Consider the following 24520-nt stretch of genomic DNA (forward strand, 5'->3'; position numbering starts at 1 on the left):
CTACAGGCGGAAGCCTTCGACGATGTGCTCGGCCAGGGTCTCGGTGACCGGCGAGCTGCTGCGGGGGTTGCGCACCAGCACGATGCTGCAGGCGGGCAGGGTGGGTAGCCCCTCCGCCTCACCGAGGATGCGCATGTCGGTGGTGATCAGGCTCTGCAACTGGGCGGTCACCGCCAGGCCGGCGCTGACCACCGCCATGATCGCCGACAGGCTCGGGCTGGTGTAGGCGACGCGGTAGGGGCGCTCCATGGCGTCCAGTGCGTTGCAGGCCCAGGCGCGGCAGAAGCAGTCGGTGTTGAACATCGCCAGCGGCAACTGGGTCTGCTCGTGGGGGCTGAAGCCGATGGCCTCGGCCCAGACGAAGCGCTCCTGGCGCAGCAACTGGCCGATCTCGGTGCCCGGCTCGCGGGTGACGATGGACAGGTCCAGGTCCTGGCGCTGCAGCAACTGCGAGGACGACTCGCAATGCACCTCCACCTGCACCAGCGGGTAGGACTGGGCGAAGCGCGAAAGGATGCCGGGCAGGAAGCGCATCACGTAATCGTCCGGGGTGCCGATGCGCACCGAGCCGACCATGTGCGGTTCGCGCAGGGTGGTCATCACCTCGCCGTGCAGCTTGAGGATGCGCCGCGCATAGCTCAGCAATATCTGCCCCTCGGCGGTCAGGCGCACCTGGCGGCCGTCACGCTCGAACACCGTGCGTTCCAGCACGTCCTCTTCCAGCCGCTTCATCTGCATGCTCACGGCCGACTGGGTGCGGTTGACCACTTCCGCTGCGCGGGTGAAGCCACCGTTGTCGGCGATGGCGACGAAGGTGCGCAGCAGTTCGGTGTCGATGGCGGGGTAGCTCATTCATCAATTCCTGAGATGCAATGCATAAGAAACATTCGTTGGATTGATCATAAGCGTCGCGGGAAACTGGCGCCAACCCCACAAGGAGGGCGACGCGATGAAAGGTCAATTCGGTTTCGTAGGCACGCTGCACCCCACCCACCGGCCCGTCGTTCGTGGCTCCCATCTTTCCCTCGGTACCCGCCTGCTGCGCTGGTACCAGCTGTACAGCCAGCGCCGTGAGCTGGCCAGCCTGAGTGATGCCATGCTCAAGGACCTGGGCCTGACCCGGGGCGATGTGATGCAGGAAAGCGAGCGGCCTTTCTGGGACGACCCGCTGGGCAAATGAACCCCACGCAGCTACCCCCGGCAACAATGAACTCACGCAACACCCACACAACAACAAGGAAAAGCGATGCAAGTCGAAGTCAGGATCGTGAATGCGTTCGTCGATGGCGGGCAGGGTGGCAACCCCGCCGGTGTAGTGGTCGGTGCCGATGCGCTCAGCGCGGCGCAGAAGCAGGCGATCGCCGCCCAGCTCGGGTTGTCGGAGACGGCCTTCGTCTCCGACTCGGGGCAGGCTGCCTTCAAGCTGGAGTTCTTCACCCCCAACCGGCAGATCCCCCACTGCGGCCACGCCACGGTGGCCACCTTCTCGCTGCTGCGCCAGCTGGGCCGGGTCGGCGAGGGCTGGAGCAACAAGGAAACCATCGACGGCAACCGCGACATCTTCATCGAGGGCGAGCGGGTGTTCATGGAGCAGCGCGCGCCGCAGTACCAGGACGTCGAGCAGGGCTCGCGCCTGCTGGCGGAAAGCCTCGCGGCCCTGGGCCTGGAGCCTGGGCAACTGGCCGAGGGGTTGCTGCCGTCGCGGGTCAGCACCGGGGTCGCCTTCGTCGTCGTGCCCCTGCGCAGCGAAGCCGATGTGGCGAGCATCCGCACCGACCTGGAAGCCCTCGAGCGCATCAGCGAGGAACTGGACGTGGTGGGCTTCTACGCTTTCTCCCGTGACAGCCGCCAACCTGGCCGCGTGGCGGGTGCGCGGATGTTCGCGCCGCGCTTCGGCATCCCCGAGGAGCCGGCCACCGGCATGGCCGCCGGGCCACTGGCCTGCTACCTGCACGACCGCATGGGCCTGCCCGGGGCGCAGCTGCTGATCGAACAGGGCTACCTGATGCAACCGGCCTCGCCGAGCCTGATCACCGTCGACCTGGACCTGGACGGCGAAGGCCGCATCCAGCGCCTGATGGCTGGCGGCAACGCCCAGGTGATGCACACCCTGACCCTCGATATCTGACGCCACACGGAAAGGAGACCCCGATGGCCCCGGCCTTCGAACTGGCACAACTGAATATCGCGTTGATGACCGCGCCGCTGGATTCCCCCGGCATGGCCGATTTCGTCGCCAACCTGGCGCGCATCAATGGCCTGGCGGAAGCGTCGCCCGGCTACGTATGGCGCCTGGAGGACGAGGGCGGTGACGCCACGGCGATCCGCCCCTTCGGCGACGACGTGCTGGTCAACCTCTCGGTCTGGCGGGACATGGAATCCCTGCGCGACTTCACCTACCGTGGCGCCCACACCGAGATGCTCAAGCGCCGCAACGAGTGGTTCGCGCGCATCAGCGAAGCGCACCTGGTGTGCTGGTGGGTGCCTGCCGGGCATCGCCCCGATGCCCGGGAAGCCGCCGAACGCCTGGCCCTGCTGCGTGAGCAGGGGCCGGGGCCACGGGCCTTCACCTTCCGCCATCCCTTCCCGCCGCCGGCGCCCGTGCCGAACGATGGGAAAGCCGCCGCGACGGGTGCTAATGTCCTGGGCTGACCCCGCTGCCAGGACCCCGCCGATGGCCCTCGAACTCAGCGCCGCCGAAGCCCGCCGCCTGGCCCTGGCCGCTCAGGGCTTCATGCGGCCGCCCCGTGGCGCGATCCGCGCCAGCCACGTCCGTGCGCTGGCCGGGCGTCTTGGCGTGGTGCAGATCGACTCGGTCAACGCCCTGGTGCGCTCGCACTACCTGCCGTTCTTCTCGCGCCTGGGCGATTACCCGCGCGAGCTGCTGGACGAACTGGCCTGGGGCAAGCCGCGCCGTCGCGAGTTCTTCGAGTACTGGGGCCACGAGGCCTCGCTGCTGCCGCTGGACCTCTACCCGGCGCTGCGCTGGCGCATGCAGCGGGCGGCCCAGGGGCGGGGCATCTACCAGCAGATGGCGCGCTTCGGTCGCGAGCAGCAGGAGGTGATCCAGCGCGTGCTCGCCGCCGTGCGCGAGCAGGGCGCCCTGGGTGCCGGTGCCTTGAGCACCCGCCAGGAGCGTGCCGGCCCCTGGTGGGACTGGAGCGCCGAAAAGCACGCCATGGAATGGCTGTTCGCCGCGGGGGAGGTGACGGTCGCCGGTCGTCGGGGTTTCGAGCGCCTCTACGACCTGCCCGAGCGGGTGATCCCGGCGGACCTGCTCAACGCTGTCGAACTGCCGGAAGACGCCGCCATCCGCCAGTTGCTGCTGCACTCGGCGCAGGCCCTGGGCGTGGCCACCGAGAAGGACCTGCGCGATTACTACCGGCTGGACCCGGCCGACAGCCGCCAGGCCCTCGCCGAGCTGGTGGAGAACGGCGACCTGCAGGCGGTGACGGTGCGCGGCTGGAAGCAACCCGGCTACTGCATCGGCGAGCCGACGGTGCCGCGCAAGGTGCGCGCCAGTGCGTTGCTTTCACCCTTCGACTCGCTGGTATGGGAGCGCGCCCGCACCGAGCGCCTGTTCGACTTCCGCTACCGCCTGGAGATCTACACCCCGGCGGAGAAGCGCCAGTACGGCTACTACGTGCTGCCCTTCCTGCACGACGAACGCCTGCCTGCCCGGGTCGACCTGCGCGCCGAACGCGCCCAGGACCGCCTCGCGGTGCATGCCCTGCACGAAGAGCCCCGGGGCCTGAGCGAGGCCGGCATCCAGGCCCTGGCCGAGCAGCTGCGCAGCCTCGCCACCTGGCTGGGGCTGGAGGCGGTGGCCATCACCTGCCAGCGCCCCGGCACCCAGCGGCTGCGCGCCGCCTTGGCGGGGCTCCCCGGCTAGGGGCGCGCAGGCAAGAAAAAGCCCCGCATCGGCGGGGCTTTTTCATGGGGCGGAGCGGGGCGTCAGACGATCACGCCCTGGCTGCGCAGGTAGTCGTCGTAGGTGCCGCTGAAGTCGGTCACGCCGGTCTCCGAGAGCTCGATGATGCGGGTGGCCAGGGAGCCGACGAACTCGCGGTCGTGGCTGACGAAGATCAGCGTGCCCGGGTAGTTCTCCAGCGCCAGGTTGAGCGCCTCGATGGATTCCATGTCCAGGTGGTTGGTGGGTTCGTCCATCACCAGCACGTTGGGCTTCTTCAGGATCAGCTTGCCGAACAGCATGCGGCCCTGCTCACCACCGGAGATCACCTTCACCGACTTGAGGATCTCGTCGTTGGAGAACAGCATGCGGCCGAGGGTGCCGCGCACCAGCTGCTCGCCGCCCTGGGTCCACTGGCCCATCCAGTCGAACAGGGTGACGTCGTCTTCGAAGTCGTGGGCGTGGTCCTGGGCGTAGTAGCCCAGCTCGGCGCTCTCGGTCCATTTCACGCTGCCGGCGTCCGGGGTCATTTCACCGACCAGGGTGCGCAGCAGGGTGGTCTTGCCGATGCCGTTGGGGCCGATGATGGCGACGCGCTCGCCGGCTTCGATCTGCAGGTCCAGGCCCTTGAACAGTTGCTTGTCCTCGAAGCCCTTGGCCAGCTTCTCCACGGTCACCGCCTGGCGGTGCAGCTTCTTGTGCTGCTCGAAGCGGATGAACGGGCTGACGCGGCTGGACGGCTTGACCTCGGCCAGCTGGATCTTGTCGATCTGCTTGGCGCGGGAAGTGGCCTGCTTGGCTTTCGAGGCGTTGGCGGAGAAGCGGCTGACGAAGGTCTGCAGCTCGGCGATCTGCGCCTTCTTCTTGGCGTTGTCGGCCAGCAGTTGCTCGCGGGACTGGGTCGCCGCAGTCATGTACTCGTCGTAGTTGCCCGGGAACAGGCGCAGCTCGCCGTAGTCCAGATCCGCCATGTGGGTGCACACGCTGTTCAGGAAGTGGCGGTCGTGGGAAATGATGATCATGGTGCTGTTACGCGCCGTGAGGATGTTTTCCAGCCAGCGGATGGTGTTGATGTCCAGGTGGTTGGTCGGCTCGTCCAGCAGCAGCACTTCCGGGTCCGAGAACAGCGCCTGGGCCAGCAGCACGCGCAGCTTCCAGCCGGGAGCGACTTCGCTCATCGGGCCGAAGTGCTGGGCCAGCGGGATACCCAGGCCGAGCAGCAGCTCGCCGGCACGGGATTCGGCGGTGTAGCCGTCCATCTCGGCGAACTCGGTCTCCAGCTCGGCCACGGCCATGCCGTCTTCCTCGCTCATCTCCGGCAGGGAGTAGATGCGGTCGCGCTCGGCCTTCACCCGCCACAGTTCCTCGTGGCCCATGATCACGGTGTCGATGACGCTGAAGTTCTCATAGGCGAACTGGTCCTGGCGCAGCTTGCCCAGGCGCACGTTCGGCTCGAGCATCACCTGGCCGCCGGAAGGCTCCAGGTCGCCGCCGAGGATCTTCATGAAGGTCGACTTGCCGCAGCCGTTGGCGCCGATCAGGCCGTAGCGGTTGCCGTTGCCGAACTTGACGGAAACGTTCTCGAACAGCGGCTTGGGGCCGAACTGCATGGTGATGTTGGCGGTGGAGATCACGGTTGAATCCTGGGCTGGCTGGGGCGCTGACGCGCAAAAGGGCGCGATTGTAGCGGTTTTGCGGGCGGGGCGGGGAGTCGGTTGTCGGCGGCGCGTCGGTTTAGCGGGCGAGCGCCGGTTTTCACCCGCCCGCGCGGGGTACCGCCCATCACTCCCTGAAGAACACCTGCACCAGGTGGTAGCCGAACTGGCTCTTCACCGGGCCATGGATGGTGCGCACCGGCTTCTTGAAAATCACCTGGTCGATCACCCGCACCATCTGCCCGGGGCGCACTTCGCCCAGGTCGCCGCCGCGCTTGCCCGAGGGACAGAGCGAGTGCTTCTTCGCCAGCACGGCGAAGTCCTCGCCCTTGGCCAGGCGCTGCTTGATCTGTTCGGCTTCCGCCTCGGTCTTGACCAGGATGTGGCGGGCAAGGGCCTTGGCCATGGGATTTCCTCGTGGTTTGTGGAGCCGTTCATTGTGCCAGCGCGCGGCGCGCCCATACAGTTCATCGGTTGCGCGTTCACGCGCAGGAAGCCGGGCGAAATTCGCCTACCGTTATTCGAAATGCCCTTTGGACGTTCGCTCCCATGGATCTCCCCTCGATGCTCAAGGTTCTGGCCTCCCAGGATGGCTCGGACCTTTACCTTTCCACCGGCGCGCCGCCCTGCGCCAAGTTCAACGGCGTGCTCAAGCCGCTGGGCACCGACCCGCTCAAGCCGGGCGACGTGGCGCGTATCGCCGAATCCATCATGGACCCGGAGCAGCGCGGTGAATTCGACCGTGAGCTGGAGATGAACCTGGCCATCTCCCTGCCCAACATCGGGCGGTTCCGCATCAACATCTTCAAGCAGCGCAACGAGGTTTCCATCGTCGCGCGCAACATCAAGCTGGACATCCCCAAGTTCGAAGACCTGAAGCTGCCCGAAACCCTGCTCAAGGTGGTGATGGAGAAGCGCGGCCTGGTGCTCTTCGTCGGTGGCACCGGCTCCGGCAAGTCCACCTCCCTGGCCGCGCTGATCGACTACCGCAACCGCAACAGCGGCGGGCACATCATCACCATCGAAGACCCGGTGGAGTACGTGCACCGGCACAAGAAGTCCATCATCAACCAGCGTGAGGTGGGGGTGGACACCCGCAGCTTCCACGCCGCCCTGAAGAACACCCTGCGCCAGGCGCCGGACGTGATCCTGATCGGCGAGATCCGCGACCGCGAGACCATGGAACACGCCCTGGCCTTCGCCGACACCGGTCACCTGGCCATCTCCACCCTGCATGCCAACAACGCCAACCAGGCGCTGGACCGCATCATCAACTTCTTCCCCGAGGAACGTCGCCCGCAACTGCTCAACGACCTGGGCAACAACCTCAAGGCCTTCGTTTCCCAGCGTCTGGTGCGCACCTCGGACGGCAAGCGCCGCGCGGCGGTGGAAGTGCTACTGGGCACCTCCACCATCAGCGACCTGATCAAGCGCGGCGATTTCAGCTCGATCAAGGAAATCATGGAGAAATCCAAGGCCCTGGGCATGCAGACCTTCGACCAGGCGCTGTTCGATCTGGTGATCGAGGGTTCGATCCAGGAAGAGGAGGCGATCAAGAACGCCGACTCGGCCAACAACCTGCGCCTCAAGCTCAAGTTGCACCGCGACGGCCCCGGCACCCGGCCCACCGCCGCTGCACCGACCCCGCCTCCCGCACCGACGCCCCAGGCCACGCCGACCCAGGATGCCGCCAGCTGGGGTCTGGAACTCAAGCTCGAAGACCTGCCCGAAGAAGATCCGCCGCCGGAAGACCCCGGCAAGCACTACTGACCACGCCGCCAACCCGCGATGTGTTTGCGCATCCGTGCCGGGTTGCACCTGACCTACCGGGTCGTCGAGGCCTGTAGCCCGGGCTTCAGCCCGGGGCTCTGGAAAGGGCTTCGCGAGCACAGCTCGCTCCTACGATGGGGGTGGAGTTTCGTTGGGCGTGTGCGTGCTCTGAACTCTTCTGCCCATCCGTAGGGCGGGTGAAACCCGCGAGGCTTGCATGGGCTCATGTCGGGTTGCACCCGACCTACGGAGCCTGTTGTTCCAGTAGCGGCTGCGCGTCCTTCAGGTACCGCGCCTGGATGCGCTTCAGGCTGCCGTCCGTGCGCAGGGCTTCGATGGCCTTGCGCAGGTCGTCCACCAGTTGCGGGTTGCAGGCCAGGGAGCAGGCGAGGTAGAGGTCGGTGGCCGCCAGGGGCGGGCTCATGCGCAGGCGCTGGTGCGAGACCTTGGGCCAGATGTAGAGCGCCTCGGGGACGCCGGTGAACCAGGCGTCGATGCGCCCCATCTCCAGCAGCTGCGCAGGCTTGTCGCCCAGTACCAGGGAGCGTATTTGCCCGCCGTCGAAGCCTTCGCGACGGAGGATCTCGTTCTGTGCGGTGCCCAGGCCGACGCCGACCTGGCGGTAGCGGGCGCGAGCCTCGGCGAAGTCCTTCACCGGCTCGTCCAGGGTGAAGAAGGCGCGCTGCAACTCCATGATCGGTGCGACCCAGGTGTAGGAGGCTTCGCGATCCGGTGTGCGCGACAGGGGGATGACGAGGATGTCGCGGCCTTCCATGGTGCGCTTCTGCGCCCGTGCCCAGGGCGCGACGAGGATGCGCACCTGGTAACCGGCGCGCTTGAGCGCCAGCAGGGTGGCGTCGCCGACGATGCCGTGGCTGTTGCCGGCTTCCAGCATGGTCAGCGGCGGCGCATCGGGCAGGTACAGGTCGACCTGCAGGGGCCGGGCGGTGGCCTGGAGGGCGCAGCAGAGCAGGGCGGCGAAGCACAGGGTTCTGGCGAGCACGGTGGGGTCCGTTTCAGGGCGACGCCAGGAGTATAGGAGAGGCTGCCGCCGCGTCGGGGTGACGCGGCGGAGGGGTCATTCCACCTTCTCGTAGCCGGCCAGGGCCTGGGTCACGCTGGCATCGTCCTTGTAGCGCTGGCGCAGGGCGTCGAGCTGGGCGTCGATGCCGGTGCACAGTTCTTCCACGGCCTGGGCCAGCTCCTTGGCCCGCTCTGCGTCGTAGGGCTCCTCGCCGAGGAAGTGCTCGCAGTTGGCGTAGCGGTCGGCGAAGGTGGTGACGTCCTCGGGTTGGCCGCTGGCGGCCGGTTCGGGCTGGTCGTCGCCTTCACTGCGCGACGGGGCGGCGTCCAGGCGGTTTTCTTCCACCCAGCCGCTGAAGTCCTCGCCCTTGGCGTTGATGTACATCACCTGCATCCAGCCGTTCTCGGCGGCGTAGATGGTCACGCCGTCGCCGGGGATGATGAACAGGCCGGGGATGGTGCAGGCCTTGTCCGGCGCGCTGTGGAAGTGCAGCCGGCCTTCGCCCTTCACCGTGCCCCACCAGGGCGGGTGGAAGCCGACAGCGTCGTTGGCCTTGGCGGCCAGGGCTTCGCAGTCGGCGCTGGCGGTCGGCTGGTCCTCCAGCCATTGCACGTCCTGCATCAGCAGCGGCGCGTAGTGGAAGGCGGTCTCGGCGGAGAACAGGTGGCCGGCGAGGGTCACCTGCTGGCCCAGATGCGGTTCGAGCTTCTTGTAGCCGGCTTCGTCCAGCACCAGTTGCACCAGGCGCACGTCCTGCTCGGCGCCCATGTCCGTCTCGTAGTCGTTGCCCTTCACGCAGGCGGGCTCGGCCAGCACCAGGTAGAAGCCGGTGCGTGCCTCGTCGCCGTTCTCGACGCTCTCGAAGTTGGGCGGGCCGGGGTGGGTCTGGCGCTCCAGCTTGCCTTCGAGGCGCGCGGTAGCGGGTTCGAACTCCTGGCAGGGCGTGGCCAGGGCGATGGAGGGCAGGGCGAGGCCCAGGCAGAGCAGGGCACGGGGGATGAGATCCATCTCGGGTTCCAGGTGGGGTGAAGCGGCCATGGTAGCGCCGGTGCCACGGCCATTCCCTTGGCCATTGGTCCAAGCGTGATGGGGTTCGCAGGGCGGGTGAGGCTCGCGAGTGCCAGGGAGCCGCCGGGTTGCCCCCGGCTTACGGCCTCGCGGTGTTCACTCCGCCAGTTCCGGCAGGTCCCTGAACAGCTCCAGCGCCTGGGGGTTGGCCAGGGCGTCGGTGTTCTTCACCGGGCGGCCGTGGACGACGTTGCGCACCGCCAACTCGACGATCTTGCCGCTGAGGGTGCGGGGGATGTCGGTGACGGCGATCACCTTCGCCGGCACGTGGCGCGGCGTGGTGTTGGCGCGGATCACCTGGCGGATGCGCGCCTGCAGCGCTTCGTCCAGCGCCACGCCGTCGCGCAAGCGCACGAACAGCACCACGCGCACGTCGCCCTGCCAGTCCTGGCCGATGGCGATGGATTCCAGCACTTCTTCCACCTTCTCCACCTGGCGGTAGATCTCGGCGGTGCCGATGCGCACGCCGCCGGGGTTGAGCACGGCGTCGGAGCGGCCGTGGATCACCAGGCCGCCATGGGCGGTCTCCTCGGCGTAGTCGCCGTGGGCCCAGACGCCGGGGAAGGTCTCGAAGTAGGCCGCGCGGAATTTCTCGCCGTCCGGGTCGTTCCAAAAGCTCACCGGCATCGAGGGGAAGTGCCGGGCGCAGACCAACTCGCCCTTGCCGGAGGTGAGCCGCCTGCCGTCCTCGTCCCACACCTGCACGTCCATGCCCAGGCCCTTGCACTGCAGCTCGCCGCGCCATACCGGCAGCACCGGGTTGCCCAGGGCGAAGCAGGAGACGATGTCGGTGCCGCCGGAGATGGACGACAGGCACAGCTCGGCCTTGATCTCGCGGTAGACGTAGTCGAAGCCCTCGTGGGCCAGGGGCGAGCCGGTGGAGAGCAGCGCCTTGAGGCGCTCCAGGCGATGGCTCTGGCGGGGCTTGGCGCCGGCCTTCTCCAGGGCGGCCAGGTACTTGGCGCTGGTGCCGAACACGCTGATGCCCTCGGCGTCGATCAGGTCCATCAGCCGCTCGGGGCCGGGGTGGAAGGGCGAGCCGTCGTAGAGCACCAGGGTGGCGCCCAGGGCCAGGCCGGAGGCCAGCCAGTTCCACATCATCCAGCCGCAGGTGGTGAAGTAGAACAGCGTGTCGTCGGCCTTCAGGTCGCTGTGCAGCGCGTGTTCCTTGAGGTGCTGCAGCAGGGTGCCGCCCACGCCGTGGACGATGCACTTGGGCACCCCGGTGGTGCCGCTGGAGTAGAGGATGTACAGCGGCTGCTCGAAGGGCACGGGAACGAAGGCGGGCTCGCCGCCGGGGCGGTAGAAGTCGCTCCACAGGCTGACCCGGGCCGGGGTGGCGAAGTCTTCCGCGCGGGCCTCGGGGCGGGCATAGGGCACCACCACCAACTGGGCGAGGGCGGGCAGGCGCTGGAGGATTTCATTGAGCTTGGCGGTCAGGTCCAGGAGCTTGCCGGCGTAGTGGTAGCCGGCGGCGGCGATCAGCACCTTGGGTTCGATCTGGCCGAAGCGGTCGATCACCCCCTGGGTGCCGAAGTCCGGCGAGCAGGACGACCAGGTGGCGCCGAGGCTGGCGGTGGCGAGCATGCCCACCACCGTCTGCCAGGTGTTGGGCATGAAGGCCGCCACACGGTCGCCGACGCCCACCCCGGCGGCGGCCAGGCGCTGCTGCAGGCCGGCCACATGGGCGGCCAGTTCGGCATGGCTGAGCTGCTCGCGGCGACCGTCCTCGGCCACGGCCACCAGCGCCGGGTGGGCGTCACGGCGGCGCAGCAGGTGCTCGGCGAAGTTCAGGGTGGCGCCGGGGAACCAATGGGCGCTGGGCATCGCCGCGCCTTCCTCCAGCACGTTGCGGGGCTGTGCATGGAAACGCACGTCGAACAGCTCCACCAGCGCCTGCCAGAAGGCTTCCCGCTGCTCGACGCTCCAGGCGTGCAGGGCGGCGTAGTCGGCCAGGTCGAGGCCGTGGCGGCGGTTGATCTCGCGGCGGAAGGCGTCCATCCGCGTGGCCGCGATGCGTTCCGGGCTGGGGGTCCACAGGGGCTGGTTCATCGGGCGATTCCTCTTCTTCTACGGCTGGGCCCACTGCGCTGGCGGGCGATGTCCATAGCATGGCACGGGCCGTGGGCGGCCGCTCCGGTACAAGGTTCGGGGTTGGTCTCACTCGCCGGGTTCCGCAGGCGCCTGGCGATTCCAGTCGCGCAGGTGCAGCAGCGCGTCGGCCAGGGCCTGGGCGGCGGTGGAAAGCGTGTGCCCGGAGAGCCACAGCAGGCCCACGCGACGCTCGATCTGCGGGTCGCGCAGGGCGATGCAGCGGGCGCCCAGTTCCTCCATCTGCTGGATGCACAGGCTGGGCACCGCGCTCACGCCCAGGCCCTGGGCGACCATGCGACCGACCGTCACCAACTGGTGGCTCTCCAGGGCCACCGGCAGCCGGCCGTGCCGTGCCGCCACCCGCTCCTCCAGCAGCAGGCGCACGGCGGAGGGGCGTTGCAGGGTGATGAAGGGCTCGCCCAGCAGCTCCGCCCAGCTCACTTCCCGACGCTCGGCCAGCGGGCAATCGCCGGGCACCACGGCGACGAAGCGGTCGGTGTAGAAGGGCGTGAAGGCCAGGCCGTCGAGGGACTCCGGCTCGAAGGCGATGCCCAGCTCGACGCGGTGGTTGCGCACCATCTCCAGCACCTGTTCGTTGATCACGTCATGCACCGCCACGTTGACCTTCGGGTGGCGATCGCGGAAGGCGCGCAGCCCCACCGGCAGCAGGTTGCCGGCGAAGGAGGGCATGGCGGCGATGGCCACCTTGCCCAGCTGCAGGGTGAAGTGCTGGCGCAGCAGCTCCTCGGCGTTATCCCAGTCCGCCAGCAGGCGCCGGGCGATGGGCAGCAGAGTCTCGCCTTCGGGCGTCAGCGCCACGCTGCGGGTGGTGCGCACCAGCAGCTGGCCGCCGAGGGACTCCTCCAGGTTCTTGATCGCCAGGGACAGCGCCGGCTGGGACAGGTGCAGGCGTTCGCAGGCCTGGGCGAAGCTCAGGCTCTGGGCGACGGCGAGGAAGGCACGCAGTTGCTTGACGGTCATTGATTTGTTTTGCCGATCAATAGCGAGGAAAAACAAAATTAACAAATGAGTCGAACGAGGAGAAGCTTGGGCCCACTCACCGGCCCCGCGCCGGGCCAACGACAATCACAAGAGGCAGCACCATGAGTGGACTCGACAAGCGCGTAGGCAGCTACGAGGAAGCCCTCGAAGGGCTCACCGACGGCATGACCGTCCTCGCCGGGGGCTTCGGCCTGTGCGGCATCCCCGAGAACCTGATCGCCGAGATCCGCCGCCGTGGCGTGCGCGACCTCACCGTGGTCTCCAACAACTGCGGCGTCGACGGCTTCGGCCTCGGCGTGCTGCTGGAAGACCGGCAGATCCGCAAGATGATCGCCTCCTACGTGGGCGAGAACGCCCTGTTCGAGCAGCAGCTGCTCAGCGGCGAGCTGGAAGTCGAACTCACGCCCCAGGGCTCCCTCGCCGAGAAGCTGCGCGCCGGTGGCGCCGGCATCCCCGCTTTCTACACCGCCACCGGCTACGGCACCCCGGTCGCCGAAGGCAAGGAGGCCCGCGAATTCAATGGCCGCCCCTACATCCTCGAGCCGGCCATCACCGGCGACTTCGCCATCGTCAAGGGCTGGAAGGCCGACCGCTACGGCAACGTGATCTACCGCCACACCGCGCAGAACTTCAACCCGGTGGTGGCCACCGCCGGCCGCATCACCGTGGTCGAGGTGGAGGAAATCGTCGAGCCCGGCGAGCTGGACCCGAGCCAGATCCACACCCCCGGCATCTACGTCGATCGCATCATTCAGGGCACCTTCGAGAAGCGCATCGAAAAGCGCACCACTCGCTCCTGAGCATCCTCTCCGATAACAGTACAAGATGAGGCATTTGAAATGTCACTGACCCGCGAACAGATGGCCCAGCGCGTGGCCCGCGAACTGAAGGACGGCTACTACGTGAACCTGGGGATCGGCATCCCCACGCTGGTGGCCAACTACGTGCCCGAGGGCATGGAAGTGATGCTGCAATCCGAGAACGGCCTGCTGGGCATGGGCGCCTTCCCCACCGAGGAGGAAGTCGACGCCGACATGATCAACGCCGGCAAGCAGACGGTCACCGCCAGCAAGGGCGCGGCGATCTTCGACTCCGCCGAATCCTTCGCCATGATCCGTGGCGGCCACGTCGACCTCACGGTGCTGGGCGCCTTCGAGGTGGACGTGCAGGGCAACATCGCCTCCTGGATGATCCCCGGCAAGCTGGTCAAGGGCATGGGCGGCGCGATGGACCTGGTGGCCGGCGCCGACAACATCATCGTCACCATGACCCACGCCTCCAAGGACGGCGAGTCCAAGCTGCTCAAGCACTGCAGCCTGCCGCTCACCGGCTGCCGCTGCATCCGCAAGGTGCTCACCGACCTGGCCTACCTGGAGATCGAGGACGGCGCCTTCATCCTCCGCGAGCGCGCCCCCGGCGTCAGCGTCGAGGAGATTGTCGCCAAGACCGCCGGCAAGCTGATCGTCCCGGACGACGTGATCGAAATGAGCTTCTGATTGCTCTTCCGCCTCGCGGACGAAACGCCACGCACGCTTCGTCCGCGGGGCGGTCTTTTGTTCATCGGCCAGGCCCGTGCGGCGTGGCCCCGCAGGAGATCCGCACATGCAAGACGTCGTCATAGTCGCCGCCACCCGCACCGCCGTCGGCAGCTTCCAGGGCTCGCTGGCCAACATTCCCGCCCCCGAGCTGGGCGCTGCGGTGATCCGCCAGCTGCTGGCCCAGACCGGCCTCGATGGCGCCCAGGTGGATGAAGTCATCCTCGGCCAGGTGCTCACCGCCGGCTCCGGCCAGAACCCCGCGCGCCAGGCCGCCATCCTCGCCGGCCTGCCCAATGCCGTGCCGGCCATGACCCTGAACAAGGTCTGCGGCTCCGGCCTCAAGGCCCTGCACCTGGCTGCCCAGGCCATCCGCTGCGGCGACGCCGAGGTGATCATCGCCGGTGGCCAGGAAAACATGAGCCTCGCCCCCTACGTCATGCCCGGCGCCCGCACCGGCCTGCGCATGGGCCACGCCAAACTGGTCGACACGATGATCCAGGACGGCCTGTGGGACGCCTTCAACGACTACCACATGGGCATCACCGCCGAGAACCTGGTGGAGAAGTACGGCATCAGCCGTGAAGCCCAGGACGCCTTCGCCGCCGCCTCCCAGCAAAAGGCTTCCGCCGCCATCGAAGCCGGCCGCTTCGTGGATGAGATCACCCCGATCCTGATTCCGCAGAAGAAGGGCGACCCCGTCGCCTTTGCCACCGACGAGCAGCCCCGCGCCGGCACCACCGCCGAATCCCTGGCCAAGCTCAAGCCGGCGTTCAAGAAGGACGGCAGCGTCACTGCCGGCAACGCCTCCAGCCTCAACGACGGCGCCGCCGCCGTGCTGCTGATGAGCGCCGAGAAAGCCAAGGCCCTGGGCCTGCCGGTGCTGGCGCGCATCGCCGCCTATGCCAATGCCGGCGTCGACCCGGCGATCATGGGCATCGGCCCGGTTTCCGCCACCAAGCGCTGCCTGGAGAAGGCTGGCTGGAACCTCGGCGAGCTGGACCTGATCGAAGCCAACGAAGCCTTCGCCGCCCAGGCCCTGTCGGTGGGCAAGGAGCTGGGCTGGGACGCCGAGAAGGTCAACGTCAACGGTGGCGCCATCGCCATCGGCCACCCCATCGGTGCCTCGGGCTGCCGCGTGCTGGTGACCCTGCTGCACGAGATGATCAAGCGCGATGCGAAGAAGGGCCTGGCGACCCTGTGCATCGGCGGCGGGCAGGGCGTGGCCCTGGCCATCGAGCGTTAAGCCTTCAGTCGGGCCGAGGAACCCGGCCCGACGCATCACCCGGCCCAGCCTCCCGTGCTGGGCTCCGCTGCGCCCGGTGACGACCTCCGGATAGAGGTCGCGCCGGGAATTGCATCACGCACCGCTCACCGAGCGGGGCAAGACGCATTCCACGCCCTGGGGCGTGGCGTCGTCGTTTCAGGCAAACAGGGGGCAAAGACCCCCGTGCTGGTTCCAACCCTTATCCGGTGCCCGGCCCCGGCCGTGCCATGCCGACAAGAATAAAAGTGAGGTAGACCGATGGTCACGCAACTCGAAGAAAGCCGTTCCGCCCGTTTTGCCATGCGCTGCTCAGCCTGGGCCGAGCGCTGGTTCCCCGACTCCTGGGTATTCGCCGCGCTCGCGGTATTGATCGTCACCGTCGCCGTGCTGGCCATGGGCGCGCCCGTCAGCTCCACGGCCAAGGCCTTCGGCGATGGGTTCTGGAGCCTGATCCCCTTCACCATGCAAATGGCCTTCGTGGTCATCGGCGGCTATGTGGTCGCCAGCTCCGGCCCGGCATCGCGGCTCATCGACCTGCTGGCGCGGGTGCCGAAGAATGGCCGCACCGCAGTGGCCTGGGTGGCGTTGATCTCCATGGTCGCCTCGCTGCTCAACTGGGGCCTGTCCCTGGTGTTCGGCGGCCTGCTGGTGCGTGCACTGGCCCGCCGTGAAGACATCAAGATGGACTACCGCGCCGCCGGTGCCGCCGCCTACCTGGGCCTGGGCGCCGTCTGGGCCCTGGGGCTGTCGTCGTCGGCCGCGCAGCTGCAGGCCAACCCGGCCAGCCTGCCGCCGTCGATCCTCGCCATCACCGGCGTCATCCCCTTCACCGAGACCATCTTCCTCTGGCAGTCTGGCGTGTTGCTGCTGGCGCTGGTGCTGGTGTCCCTGGCCATCGCCTACATGACCGCGCCCAGCGCCGCCAGTGCTCGCGATGCCAAGGCCTGTGGCGTGGACCCGAGCTTCACCGCGCCGCCCCAGCCGAAGCCGACCCGCCCGGGCGAGTGGCTGGAGCACAGCCCGCTGCTGATCATCATGCTGGTGGTGCTGGCCGGCGGCTGGCTGGCCCAGGAGTTCGCCAGCAAGCCGGCGATCACCGCCATCTCCGGGCTCAACACCTACAACCTGCTGTTCATCATGGCCGGCGCGCTGCTGCACTGGCGCCCGCGCAGCTTCCTGGATGCCGTGGCCCGCGCCGTGCCCACTACCACCGGGGTGCTGATCCAGTTCCCGCTGTACGGCTCCATCGCCGCGATCATGACCACGGTGAACGGCGGCGATGGCCAGACCCTGGCGCACCACATCTCCACCTTCTTCGTGCAGATCGCTTCCCACGACACCTACGCGCTGCTGATGGGCGTGTACTCCGCCGTGCTGGGCTTCTTCATCCCCTCCGGTGGCGGCAAGTGGATCATCGAGGCGCCCTATGTGATGCAGGTGGCCAACGAGCTGCGCTACCACCTGGGCTGGTCGGTGCAGATCTACAACGCCGCCGAAGCGCTGCCGAACCTGATCAACCCCTTCTACATGCTCCCGCTGCTGGGCGTGCTGGGCCTGAAGGCGCGCGACCTGATCGGCTTCTCCTTCGTCCAGTTGCTGGTGCACATCCCGCTGGTGCTGGTGCTGCTGTGGGCGCTTGGCAGCACCCTGGAATACGTGCCGCCGGTCATGCCCTGACAGGGGAAAGGCGTAGGAGCGGTTTCAACCGCGAGGCTTTTGGGGAGCCCCCATCGCGAATGAATTCGCTCCTACGAGGAGAGAGCCGGTAGCCCGGGCTTCAGCCCGGGAGCGATGTTGGACAAGCCCCCGGACTGAAGTCCGGGCTACGACGGGTTGTGGTCGTGGGAGAGAGGATCAGCTGCGCTTCGCCAGGAGCGCGCGGGCGACGCGGGAGCCGTTTTCCTTGCCGAGCACGGTGCAGATGCGTTGGCCCGCGTCCACCAGGCGATCCATGTCGATGCCGGTTTCGATGCCCATGCCGTTGAGCAGGTAAAGCAGGTCTTCGGTGGCGACGTTGCCGGTGGCGCCCTTGGCATAGGGGCAGCCGCCGAGGCCGGCGACCGAGCTGTCGAACACGGCGATGCCTTCCAGCAGGCCGGCATGGACGTTGGCCACGGCTTGGCCGTAGGTATCGTGGAAATGCCCGGCGAGGCGTTCGCGCGGCACCTTGGCACCCACCACTTCGAACAGGTGGCGGGTGGCGCCAGCGGTGCCGGTGCCGATGGTGTCGCCGAGGGAGACTTCGTAGCAGCCCATGGCGTCCAGCTGGGCGGCGATGGCGGCGACCTGCTCGGCCGGCACCTCGCCCTCGTAGGGGCAGCCCAGCACGCAGGAAATGTAGCCGCGCACGCGGATGCCGTTGGCCCGCGCCGCGTCCATCAGCGGCACGAAGCGTTCCAGGCTCTCGGCGATGGAGCAGTTGATGTTCTTCTGCGAGAAGGCCTCGGAGGCGGCGGCGAACACCGCCACTTCCTTCACCCCGGCCTCCAGGGCGGCCTCGAAGCCGCGCATGTTCGGCGCCAGGGCGGCGTAGGTGATGCCCGGGCGGTAGGTGATGCCGGCGAACACCTCGGCGCTGCCGGCCATCTGCGGCACCCATTTGGGCGAGACGAAGCTGCCCACCTCGATGTAGTCGAGGCCGGCGGCGGAGAGGTCGTCCACCAGGCGCACCTTGTCGGCCACGCTGATGGGTTGCTTCTCGTTCTGCAGGCCATCGCGGGGGCCGACTTCGACCAGGCGGACCTTCTTGGGAATCGTCATCGCGTCTTCTCTCTCATTCATCGGCGGTGCCGAGCCGGGTTCATCGCAATTCTTCCGTAGGATGGGTAGAGCGAAGCGAAACCCATCCTACGGACTCGTTCTGTGCAGAGTGGACATCGTTTTTATGTCCACCGGCGGTGTTGGGTCGGGCCACGCTGGTGGATGTAAAGAGCGACATCCACCCTACGGGGCTACGAACGTGGGCTCACGCCTCTTCCAGCTCCACCAGCGCGGTGCCTTCGGCGACCAGTTCGCCTTCGCTGCAGTACAGCGCCTTGACCGTGCCGGCGTGGGGCGCGCGGATGCTGTGCTCCATCTTCATCGCTTCCAGCACCACCAGGGCGGTGCCGGCTTCCACGGCTTGGCCGGCTTCCACCAGGATGCGCACGATACTGCCGTTCATGGGCGCCGTCAGCCCTCCGTGGTGGGCGTGGGCGGCCTGGGCCTCGGCCACCGGGTCGACCTGCTCGACGCGTTGCAGCTCGCCGTCCCATTCCAGGTAGAGGGCGTTGCCACGGCGGATCGCCAGGCGCTGGCGGGTGATGCCGTCCTGTTCCTGCCACAGGCGTTCGCCGTCCAGGCGCAGGGTGCTCGGCGCGGTGCCGCGCAGGCGCACCAGATGGCGTTCGTCGCCGCAGGCCAGGTGCAGGTCGGTTTCGCTGGGCAGGCCGGGGCGCCAGCCGTCGTTGCGGCTCCAGGGCGAATGCGGGTCGTCCTCACGCAGGCGTGCGGCGCTGCCCTGGCGGAAGGCTTCGGCGGCGGCCTGCCAGAACAGCTCCGGGCGCGCGGCGGGGGCGGGCAGCAGCTGCTCCTGGTGGCGGGCGATGAAGCCGGTGTCCAGCTCGGCGGCGGCGAAGGCGGGGTGGGCCAGCACGCGGCGGAGGAAGGCCAGGTTGGTGGCGAAGCCGCCCACGGCGGTTTCGTCGAGCATGGCCAGCAGGCGCTGGCGGGCTTCTTCGCGGGTTTCACCCCAGGCGATCAGCTTGGCCAGCATCGGGTCGTAGAAGGGCGAAACCTCGTCGCCCTCGGCGACGCCGCTGTCCACCCGGCGGCCGGGGCCGGCGGCGGGTTCGCGGTACAGGGCGAGGCGGCCGCTGGCGGGGAGGAAGTCCTGTTGCGGGTCTTCGGCGTAGAGGCGCACCTCGATGGCGTGACCGTTCAGCGGCACCTGCTCCTGGGTGATGGGCAGCGCTTCGCCACGGGCGACGCGGATCTGCCAGGCCACCAGGTCCAGGCCGGTGATGGCCTCGGTGACCGGGTGCTCCACCTGCAGGCGGGTGTTCATCTCCATGAAGAAGAAGTCGCCGCGCTCGTCGAGGAGGAATTCCACGGTGCCGGCACCGACGTAGCCGATGGCCTGGGCGGCGCGCACGGCGGCTTCGCCCATGGCGCGGCGCAGCTCCGGCGACAGGCCAGGGGCGGGGGCTTCTTCGACCACCTTCTGGTGGCGGCGCTGGATCGAGCAGTCGCGCTCGTTGAGGTAGAGGCAGTTACCGTGGCGGTCGGCGAAGACCTGGATCTCCACATGGCGCGGTTTGAGGACGTACTTCTCCACCAGCATGCGCGCGTCGCCGAAGGCCGACTGGGCTTCACGCTGGGCGGAGGCCAGGGCTTCGCCCAGTTCGGCTTCGCGCTCTACCACCTTCATGCCCTTGCCGCCACCACCGGCGGCGGCCTTGAGCAGCACCGGGTAGCCGATGCGCTCGGCGGCGGTGCGGAAGGTCTCCAGGTCCTGGGCCTCGCCGTGGTAGCCAGGCACCAGGGGCACGCCGGCTTCTTCCATCAGCGCCTTGGCGGCGGACTTGCTGCCCATGGCGTCGATGGCGCTGGCCGGCGGGCCGAGGAACACCAGGCCGGCGGCCTCGATGGCGCGGGCGAAGGCGGCGTTCTCGGAGAGGAAGCCGTAGCCGGGGTGGATGGCCTGGGCGCCGCTGGCCTGGGCGGCAGCGATGATGCGCTCGGCCCGCAGGTAGCTTTCCGAAGGCTTGGCGCCGCCCAGGTTCACCGCCATGTCGGCCTCGCGCACATGGCGGGCGTTGCGGTCGATTTCGCTGTGCACGGCCACGGTGTTCAGGCCCAGGGCCTTGGCGGTGCGCATCACCCGGCAGGCGATTTCGCCACGGTTGGCTATCAGCAAGGTTGTAGTCATTGTTCTGCTCCTTTGGCGAGCTGGGGGCTAATGCTGGCTGCGATTGCTTCCAGCTTCGGGCTTCCAGCTTCTAGCTGTTCGTTTGCCAACTCGGCTTACGTTTTTCCAGAAAGGCATTGAGCCCTTCCTGCCCTTCGGGGCTGACGCGGATGCGGGCGATGGCGTTCTCGGTGTAGCGGCGCAGGTTGGGGCTGAGCTCGCCGTTGCCGACCTCGCGCAGCAGGTCCTTGCTCACGCGCATGGCCTGGGGGCTGTTGAGCAGCAGGTTGGCGGTCCAGTCCTGCACCGCCTGCTCCAGTTCCTCCGCCGGGTAGCACTCGGCGAGCAAGCCAAGTTCGCGGGCGCGCTCACCGCTGAAGCGCTCGGCGGTGAGGGCGTAGCGACGGGTGGCGCGCTCGCCGATGGCCTGGACCACGAAGGGGCTGATCACCGCCGGGGCCAGGCCGATGCGCACCTCGGAGAGGGAGAACTGCGCGTCCGCCGCGCCGATGGCCATGTCACAGCAACTGATCAGGCCCAGGGCGCCGCCGAAGGCCGCGCCCTGCACCACGGCCAGGGTCGGTACCTTGAGCTGGAAGAGGTTGTACATCAGCTCGGCCAGCTCGCGGGAATCGTCCAGGTTGGCGTTGTAGTCGAGGCGGGCGGACTCCTGCATCCAGGCCAGGTCGGCCCCGGCGGAGAAGTGTCGGCCCCGGCCGCGCAGGAGCAGGAAGCGCACGTTGGCGGCGGCCTTGACGGCTTCGAGGGCGAGGATCAGCTCGCGGATCATGCCGGCGTTGAAGGCGTTGTTCTTCTCCGGCCGGTTGAGCCAGAGGGTGGCGACGCCGTTCTCGGCGAACTCCAGTTGCAGGGTGTTGAAGTCGGTCATGGGATTCCCCAGCTGCAAGTTTCAAGCGGCAAGCTGCAAGGGTGAGCCGCGTCTCTTGAAGCATGCGGCTTGCAGCTTGCGGCTGGTTTTTTCACATCCTGAACACGCCGAAGGTGGTCGGCTCGATCGGGGCATTGAGGGCGCTGGAGATCGCCATGGCGAGCACCTCGCGGGTCTGCGCCGGGTCGATCACGCCGTCGTCCCAGAGCCGTGCGCTGGAGTAGTAGGGGTGCCCCTGGCGCTCGTACTGGTCGAGGATCGGCTGCTTGAGGCGGGCCTCTTCCTCGGCGCTGAACACCTGCCCGGCACGCTCGCTCTGCTCGCGCTTGACCTGGGCCAGCACCCCGGCGGCCTGCTCGGCGCCCATCACGCCGATGCGTGCGTTGGGCCACATCCACAGGAAGCGCGGGTCGTAGGCGCGGCCGCACATGCCGTAGTTACCGGCGCCGAAGCTGCCACCGATGATCACGGTGAACTTGGGCACCTTGGCGCAGGCCACGGCCGTGACCAGCTTGGCGCCGTGCTTGGCGATGCCGCCGGCCTCGTACTTCTGGCCGACCATGAAGCCGGTGATGTTCTGCAGGAACAGCAGCGGGATGCCGCGCTGGCAGGCCAGTTCGATGAAGTGCGCGCCTTTCTGCGCGGCCTCGGCGAAGAGGATGCCGTTGTTGGCGAGGATGGCGATCGGGTAGCCGTGCAGGTGGGCGAAGCCGCACACCAGGGTGGTGCCGAACAGGGCCTTGAATTCATCGAACTCGGAGCCGTCCACCAGGCGCGCGATCACCTCGCGCACGTCGAAGGGCTGCTTGGCATCCGCCGGGATCACCCCGTACAGCTCCTCCGCCGCGTAGCGCGGTGGCAGCGGCTGGCGGTGGTTGAGCTGGCCGAGCTTGCGCCAGTTGAGGTTGGCGATGCTGCGCCGGGCCAGGGCCAGGGCGTGGGCGTCGTCCTCGGCGTAGTGGTCGGCTACGCCGGAGGTCTTGCAGTGCACGTCGGCACCGCCCAGGTCCTCGGCGCTCACCACCTCGCCGGTGGCGGCCTTCACCAGCGGCGGGCCGGCGAGGAAGATGGTGGCCTGGTTGCGCACCATGATGGTTTCGTCGCTCATCGCCGGCACGTAGGCGCCGCCGGCGGTGCAGGAGCCCATGACCACGGCTATCTGCGGGATGCCGAGGGCGCTCATGTTGGCCTGGTTGAAGAAGATGCGGCCGAAGTGCTCGCGGTCGGGGAAGACCTCGTCCTGGCGCGGCAGGTTGGCGCCGCCGGAGTCCACCAGGTAGATGCAGGGCAGGCGGTTCTCGCGGGCGATGGCCTGGGCGCGCAGGTGCTTCTTCACCGTCAGCGGGTAGTAGGAGCCGCCTTTCACCGTGGCGTCGTTGGCCACGATCATGCATTCGACGCCTTCCACGCGGCCGATGCCGGCTACCACGCCGGCGGCGGGCACGTCCTCGCCATACACCTCGTGGGCGGCCAGCTGGCCGATCTCGAGGAAGGGCGAGCCGGGGTCGAGCAGGCGGTTGATGCGCTCGCGGGGCAACAGCTTGCCGCGCGAGGTGTGGCGTTCCTGGGCCTTGGCACCGCCGCCTTCATGGACGCGCGCCAGCAGCTCGCGCAGCGCGCCGACCTGCTCGCCCATCGCCGCGGCGTTGGCGGCGAAGTCGGGGGAACGCGGGTTGATCTGGGTGTGCAGGATCATGGCTTCTCCATGAGCTGCAAGCCGCAAGCACCAAGCTGCAAGAGGGGCTCCCTTGCCGCTTGAAGCTTGCTGCTTGCCGCTTACTTAGTCTCGTTGAACAGCTCGCGCCCGATCAGCATGCGGCGGATTTCGCTGGTGCCGGCGCCGATTTCATAAAGCTTGGCGTCGCGCAGCAGGCGGCCGGCGGGGAATTCGTTGATGTAGCCGTTGCCGCCGAGGATCTGGATCGCGTCCAGGGCCATCTGGGTGGCGCGCTCCGCGGTGTAGAGGATCACCCCGGCGGCGTCCTTGCGGGTGGTCTCGCCACGGTCGCAGGCCTTGGCTACGGCGTAGAGGTAGGCGCGGCTGGCGTTGAGCTGGGTATACATGTCGGCGACCTTGCCCTGGATCAGCTGGAACTCGCCGATGCTCTGGCCGAACTGCTTGCGGTCGTGGATGTAGGGCACCACCACGTCCATGCACGCTTGCATGATCCCGGTGGGGCCGCCGGAGAGCACCACGCGCTCGTAGTCGAGGCCGCTCATCAGCACCCGGACGCCGCCGTTGAGCACGCCGAGGATGTTCTCCTCCGGCACTTCCACGTCATCGAAGAACAGCTCGCAGGTGTTGGAGCCGCGCATGCCGAGCTTGTCGAACTTGTTGCTGCGGGAGAAGCCCTTCCAGTCGCGCTCGACGATGAAGGCGGTGATGCCGTGTGGGCCCTTCTCCAGGTCGGTCTTGGCGTAGATCACGTAGGTGTTGGCGTCGGGGCCGTTGGTGATCCAGGTCTTGCTGCCGTTGAGCACGAAGCGGTCGCCCTTGCGGTCGGCGCGCAGCTTCATGGAGACCACGTCGGAGCCGGCGTTGGGCTCGCTCATGGCCAGGGCGCCGACGTGCTCGCCGCTGATCAGTTTGGGCAGGTACTTGTGCTTCTGCTCGGCGTTGCCGTTGCGGTTGATTTGGTTGACGCAGAGGTTGGAGTGGGCGCCGTAGGAGAGGGCGACCGAAGCGGAGCCGCGGCTGATCTCCTCCATGGCCACCACGTGGGCCAGGTAGCCCAGGCCCGCGCCGCCGAATTCCTCGGGCACGGTGACGCCGAGCAGGCCCATCTCGCCGAACTTCTTCCACATGTCCATGGGGAAGGCGTTTTCGCTGTCCACCTGGGCCGCGCGGGGCGCCAGTTCGGCGGCGACGAAGGCTTGCACCTGCTCGCGCAGCATGTCGATGGTGTCGCCGAGGGCGAAGTTCAGGCTCGGGTAAGTCATGGTTCCACCTGTGCTTGTGATTGTCGGGAAACGGGTTGTCGGGTCAGGCGCTGGCGCCCTGTTTCTTGGTTTCGGCGAGGGCGGCCAGGCAGCGTTCCTCGGCGGTGTCCAGCTCCAGCTGCATCTGCTGGATGTCGAGCAGTTGCTGTTCCAGCTGCGCGCGGCGGGCGGCGATCTTCTCCATGAAGGTCTCCAGCTGCTTGCGGTTGCCGCTGCTCGGGTCGTAGAGGTCGATCAGCTCCTTGCACTCGGCCAGGGAGAAGCCGATGCGCTTGCCGCGCAGGATCAGCTTCAGCGCCACCAGGTCCTTGGGGCTGTAGATGCGTTCCTGGCCCCGGCGTTCGGGGAAGAGCATTTCCTGCTCCTCGTAGAAACGGATGGCGCGGGTGGTCACATCCAGTTCGCGGGCGAGGTCGGAAATGCTGTAGGTCTTGGACATGGAAGCGGGCTCGGCTGTGTTTACCTTTACGTTAACGTA

General features: G+C 67.9%; 22 protein-coding genes. 9 read left to right on the forward strand and 13 right to left on the reverse strand.

Annotated features, from left to right (window positions below):
- The gene (locus PI990_RS12360) at positions 1-852 is read right to left on the reverse strand and encodes a LysR substrate-binding domain-containing protein (RefSeq protein ID WP_043242941.1); all 852 of its coding nucleotides are present in this window, start codon (positions 850-852) and stop codon (positions 1-3) included.
- A 97-nt stretch (positions 853-949) separates the two neighbouring features.
- Between PI990_RS12360 and PI990_RS12365 the strand changes: the two genes are divergently transcribed.
- From PI990_RS12365 to PI990_RS12380, 4 genes are all read left to right on the forward strand, one after another.
- Positions 950-1180 (forward strand): DUF1127 domain-containing protein, encoded by a 231-nt coding sequence (locus PI990_RS12365; protein ID WP_271660770.1) that lies wholly within the window; start codon positions 950-952, stop codon positions 1178-1180.
- A 66-nt stretch (positions 1181-1246) separates the two neighbouring features.
- Positions 1247-2128: a PhzF family phenazine biosynthesis protein gene (locus PI990_RS12370; protein ID WP_271660771.1), complete on the forward strand. Its 882-nt coding sequence runs from the start codon at positions 1247-1249 to the stop codon at positions 2126-2128.
- A gap of 23 nt (positions 2129-2151) precedes the next feature.
- The gene (locus PI990_RS12375; protein WP_184489396.1) at positions 2152-2652 is read left to right on the forward strand and encodes a DUF3291 domain-containing protein; all 501 of its coding nucleotides are present in this window, start codon (positions 2152-2154) and stop codon (positions 2650-2652) included.
- A 22-nt stretch (positions 2653-2674) separates the two neighbouring features.
- Complete coding sequence (locus PI990_RS12380; RefSeq protein WP_271660772.1) at positions 2675-3892, forward strand: winged helix-turn-helix domain-containing protein; 1218 nt, start codon at positions 2675-2677, stop codon at positions 3890-3892.
- Between the two features lie 62 nt (positions 3893-3954).
- Here the strand turns inward: PI990_RS12380 and PI990_RS12385 are convergent, their stop codons facing one another.
- Together PI990_RS12385 and PI990_RS12390 are read right to left on the reverse strand one after the other, a co-directional pair.
- Entirely contained in the window at positions 3955-5544 is a 1590-nt protein-coding gene (locus PI990_RS12385) for an ABC-F family ATPase (RefSeq protein ID WP_031286787.1), read from the reverse strand.
- Positions 5545-5692: 148 nt separating this feature from the next.
- The gene (locus tag PI990_RS12390) at positions 5693-5971 is read right to left on the reverse strand and encodes a peptidylprolyl isomerase (RefSeq protein WP_021216621.1); all 279 of its coding nucleotides are present in this window, start codon (positions 5969-5971) and stop codon (positions 5693-5695) included.
- A gap of 158 nt (positions 5972-6129) precedes the next feature.
- On the opposite strand from PI990_RS12390, the gene PI990_RS12395 reads away from it, so the two are divergent.
- On the forward strand, positions 6130-7335 hold the full coding sequence (locus PI990_RS12395) for a PilT/PilU family type 4a pilus ATPase (RefSeq protein ID WP_021216620.1): 1206 nt from the start codon (positions 6130-6132) through the stop codon (positions 7333-7335).
- A 244-nt stretch (positions 7336-7579) separates the two neighbouring features.
- Here the strand turns inward: PI990_RS12395 and PI990_RS12400 are convergent, their stop codons facing one another.
- The 4 genes from PI990_RS12400 to PI990_RS12415 all read right to left on the reverse strand — a co-directional run bounded on the left by PI990_RS12400 (position 7580) and on the right by PI990_RS12415 (position 12502).
- Positions 7580-8338 (reverse strand): substrate-binding periplasmic protein, encoded by a 759-nt coding sequence (locus tag PI990_RS12400; protein ID WP_271660773.1) that lies wholly within the window; start codon positions 8336-8338, stop codon positions 7580-7582.
- A 75-nt stretch (positions 8339-8413) separates the two neighbouring features.
- Positions 8414-9367, reverse strand: coding sequence for a DUF4431 domain-containing protein (locus tag PI990_RS12405; protein ID WP_052351453.1), 954 nt, complete (start codon positions 9365-9367; stop codon positions 8414-8416).
- Between the two features lie 156 nt (positions 9368-9523).
- Positions 9524-11479, reverse strand: coding sequence for an acetoacetate--CoA ligase (locus PI990_RS12410; RefSeq protein ID WP_271660774.1), 1956 nt, complete (start codon positions 11477-11479; stop codon positions 9524-9526).
- A gap of 108 nt (positions 11480-11587) precedes the next feature.
- Positions 11588-12502, reverse strand: a complete 915-nt coding sequence (locus tag PI990_RS12415; protein WP_271660775.1) for a LysR family transcriptional regulator — start codon at positions 12500-12502, stop codon at positions 11588-11590.
- Positions 12503-12624: 122 nt separating this feature from the next.
- On the opposite strand from PI990_RS12415, the gene PI990_RS12420 reads away from it, so the two are divergent.
- The 4 genes from PI990_RS12420 to PI990_RS12435 all read left to right on the forward strand — a co-directional run bounded on the left by PI990_RS12420 (position 12625) and on the right by PI990_RS12435 (position 17002).
- Positions 12625-13323, forward strand: coding sequence for a CoA transferase subunit A (locus PI990_RS12420; protein WP_213629339.1), 699 nt, complete (start codon positions 12625-12627; stop codon positions 13321-13323).
- 39 nt (positions 13324-13362) lie between these two features.
- Positions 13363-14019, forward strand: a complete 657-nt coding sequence (locus PI990_RS12425; protein ID WP_271660776.1) for a CoA transferase subunit B — start codon at positions 13363-13365, stop codon at positions 14017-14019.
- 106 nt (positions 14020-14125) lie between these two features.
- A complete protein-coding gene (locus PI990_RS12430) occupies positions 14126-15304 on the forward strand; it encodes an acetyl-CoA C-acetyltransferase (protein WP_271660777.1) in 1179 nt (392 codons plus the stop codon).
- Between the two features lie 279 nt (positions 15305-15583).
- On the forward strand, positions 15584-17002 hold the full coding sequence (locus tag PI990_RS12435; RefSeq protein WP_184489387.1) for a short-chain fatty acid transporter: 1419 nt from the start codon (positions 15584-15586) through the stop codon (positions 17000-17002).
- 177 nt (positions 17003-17179) lie between these two features.
- On the opposite strand, the gene PI990_RS12440 is transcribed toward PI990_RS12435, so the two are convergent.
- From PI990_RS12440 to PI990_RS12465, 6 genes are all read right to left on the reverse strand, one after another.
- A complete protein-coding gene (locus tag PI990_RS12440) occupies positions 17180-18085 on the reverse strand; it encodes a hydroxymethylglutaryl-CoA lyase (RefSeq protein WP_184489386.1) in 906 nt (301 codons plus the stop codon).
- A gap of 205 nt (positions 18086-18290) precedes the next feature.
- A complete protein-coding gene (locus PI990_RS12445; RefSeq protein WP_271660778.1) occupies positions 18291-20234 on the reverse strand; it encodes an acetyl/propionyl/methylcrotonyl-CoA carboxylase subunit alpha in 1944 nt (647 codons plus the stop codon).
- Between the two features lie 70 nt (positions 20235-20304).
- Positions 20305-21102 (reverse strand): gamma-carboxygeranoyl-CoA hydratase, encoded by a 798-nt coding sequence (locus PI990_RS12450; RefSeq protein ID WP_271660779.1) that lies wholly within the window; start codon positions 21100-21102, stop codon positions 20305-20307.
- A 91-nt stretch (positions 21103-21193) separates the two neighbouring features.
- Positions 21194-22798, reverse strand: coding sequence for a carboxyl transferase domain-containing protein (locus PI990_RS12455; RefSeq protein WP_271660780.1), 1605 nt, complete (start codon positions 22796-22798; stop codon positions 21194-21196).
- A gap of 80 nt (positions 22799-22878) precedes the next feature.
- Entirely contained in the window at positions 22879-24042 is a 1164-nt protein-coding gene (locus PI990_RS12460) for an isovaleryl-CoA dehydrogenase (protein WP_271660781.1), read from the reverse strand.
- Positions 24043-24085: 43 nt separating this feature from the next.
- Positions 24086-24481 carry a MerR family transcriptional regulator gene (locus PI990_RS12465; protein WP_021218137.1) on the reverse strand — a complete coding sequence of 132 codons (396 nt, stop codon included), beginning with the start codon at positions 24479-24481 and terminating at the stop codon, positions 24086-24088.
- Positions 24482-24520 lie beyond the last annotated feature (39 nt).

It is taken from the genome of Pseudomonas sp. TUM22785 (genome assembly GCF_028198105.1).
Lineage (GTDB): Bacteria > Pseudomonadota > Gammaproteobacteria > Pseudomonadales > Pseudomonadaceae > Metapseudomonas > Metapseudomonas solani.

What these genes read in the sequence shown, in the direction of transcription:
- PI990_RS12460 (WP_271660781.1), bottom strand. Translation starts at nt 24,042, where the DNA reads ATGACTTACCCGAGCCTGAACTTCGCCCTCGGCGACACCATCGACATG.
- PI990_RS12370 (WP_271660771.1), top strand. Translation starts at nt 1,247, where the DNA reads ATGCAAGTCGAAGTCAGGATCGTGAATGCGTTCGTCGATGGCGGGCAG.
- PI990_RS12435 (WP_184489387.1), top strand. Translation starts at nt 15,584, where the DNA reads ATGGTCACGCAACTCGAAGAAAGCCGTTCCGCCCGTTTTGCCATGCGC.
- PI990_RS12365 (WP_271660770.1), top strand. Translation starts at nt 950, where the DNA reads ATGAAAGGTCAATTCGGTTTCGTAGGCACGCTGCACCCCACCCACCGG.
- PI990_RS12395 (WP_021216620.1), top strand. Translation starts at nt 6,130, where the DNA reads ATGCTCAAGGTTCTGGCCTCCCAGGATGGCTCGGACCTTTACCTTTCC.
- PI990_RS12450 (WP_271660779.1), bottom strand. Translation starts at nt 21,102, where the DNA reads ATGACCGACTTCAACACCCTGCAACTGGAGTTCGCCGAGAACGGCGTC.
- PI990_RS12455 (WP_271660780.1), bottom strand. Translation starts at nt 22,798, where the DNA reads ATGATCCTGCACACCCAGATCAACCCGCGTTCCCCCGACTTCGCCGCC.
- PI990_RS12440 (WP_184489386.1), bottom strand. Translation starts at nt 18,085, where the DNA reads ATGACGATTCCCAAGAAGGTCCGCCTGGTCGAAGTCGGCCCCCGCGAT.
- PI990_RS12445 (WP_271660778.1), bottom strand. Translation starts at nt 20,234, where the DNA reads ATGACTACAACCTTGCTGATAGCCAACCGTGGCGAAATCGCCTGCCGG.
- PI990_RS12405 (WP_052351453.1), bottom strand. Translation starts at nt 9,367, where the DNA reads ATGGATCTCATCCCCCGTGCCCTGCTCTGCCTGGGCCTCGCCCTGCCC.
- PI990_RS12410 (WP_271660774.1), bottom strand. Translation starts at nt 11,479, where the DNA reads ATGAACCAGCCCCTGTGGACCCCCAGCCCGGAACGCATCGCGGCCACG.
- PI990_RS12465 (WP_021218137.1), bottom strand. Translation starts at nt 24,481, where the DNA reads ATGTCCAAGACCTACAGCATTTCCGACCTCGCCCGCGAACTGGATGTG.
- PI990_RS12380 (WP_271660772.1), top strand. Translation starts at nt 2,675, where the DNA reads ATGGCCCTCGAACTCAGCGCCGCCGAAGCCCGCCGCCTGGCCCTGGCC.
- PI990_RS12390 (WP_021216621.1), bottom strand. Translation starts at nt 5,971, where the DNA reads ATGGCCAAGGCCCTTGCCCGCCACATCCTGGTCAAGACCGAGGCGGAA.
- PI990_RS12375 (WP_184489396.1), top strand. Translation starts at nt 2,152, where the DNA reads ATGGCCCCGGCCTTCGAACTGGCACAACTGAATATCGCGTTGATGACC.
- PI990_RS12415 (WP_271660775.1), bottom strand. Translation starts at nt 12,502, where the DNA reads ATGACCGTCAAGCAACTGCGTGCCTTCCTCGCCGTCGCCCAGAGCCTG.
- PI990_RS12430 (WP_271660777.1), top strand. Translation starts at nt 14,126, where the DNA reads ATGCAAGACGTCGTCATAGTCGCCGCCACCCGCACCGCCGTCGGCAGC.
- PI990_RS12360 (WP_043242941.1), bottom strand. Translation starts at nt 852, where the DNA reads ATGAGCTACCCCGCCATCGACACCGAACTGCTGCGCACCTTCGTCGCC.
- PI990_RS12420 (WP_213629339.1), top strand. Translation starts at nt 12,625, where the DNA reads ATGAGTGGACTCGACAAGCGCGTAGGCAGCTACGAGGAAGCCCTCGAA.
- PI990_RS12425 (WP_271660776.1), top strand. Translation starts at nt 13,363, where the DNA reads ATGTCACTGACCCGCGAACAGATGGCCCAGCGCGTGGCCCGCGAACTG.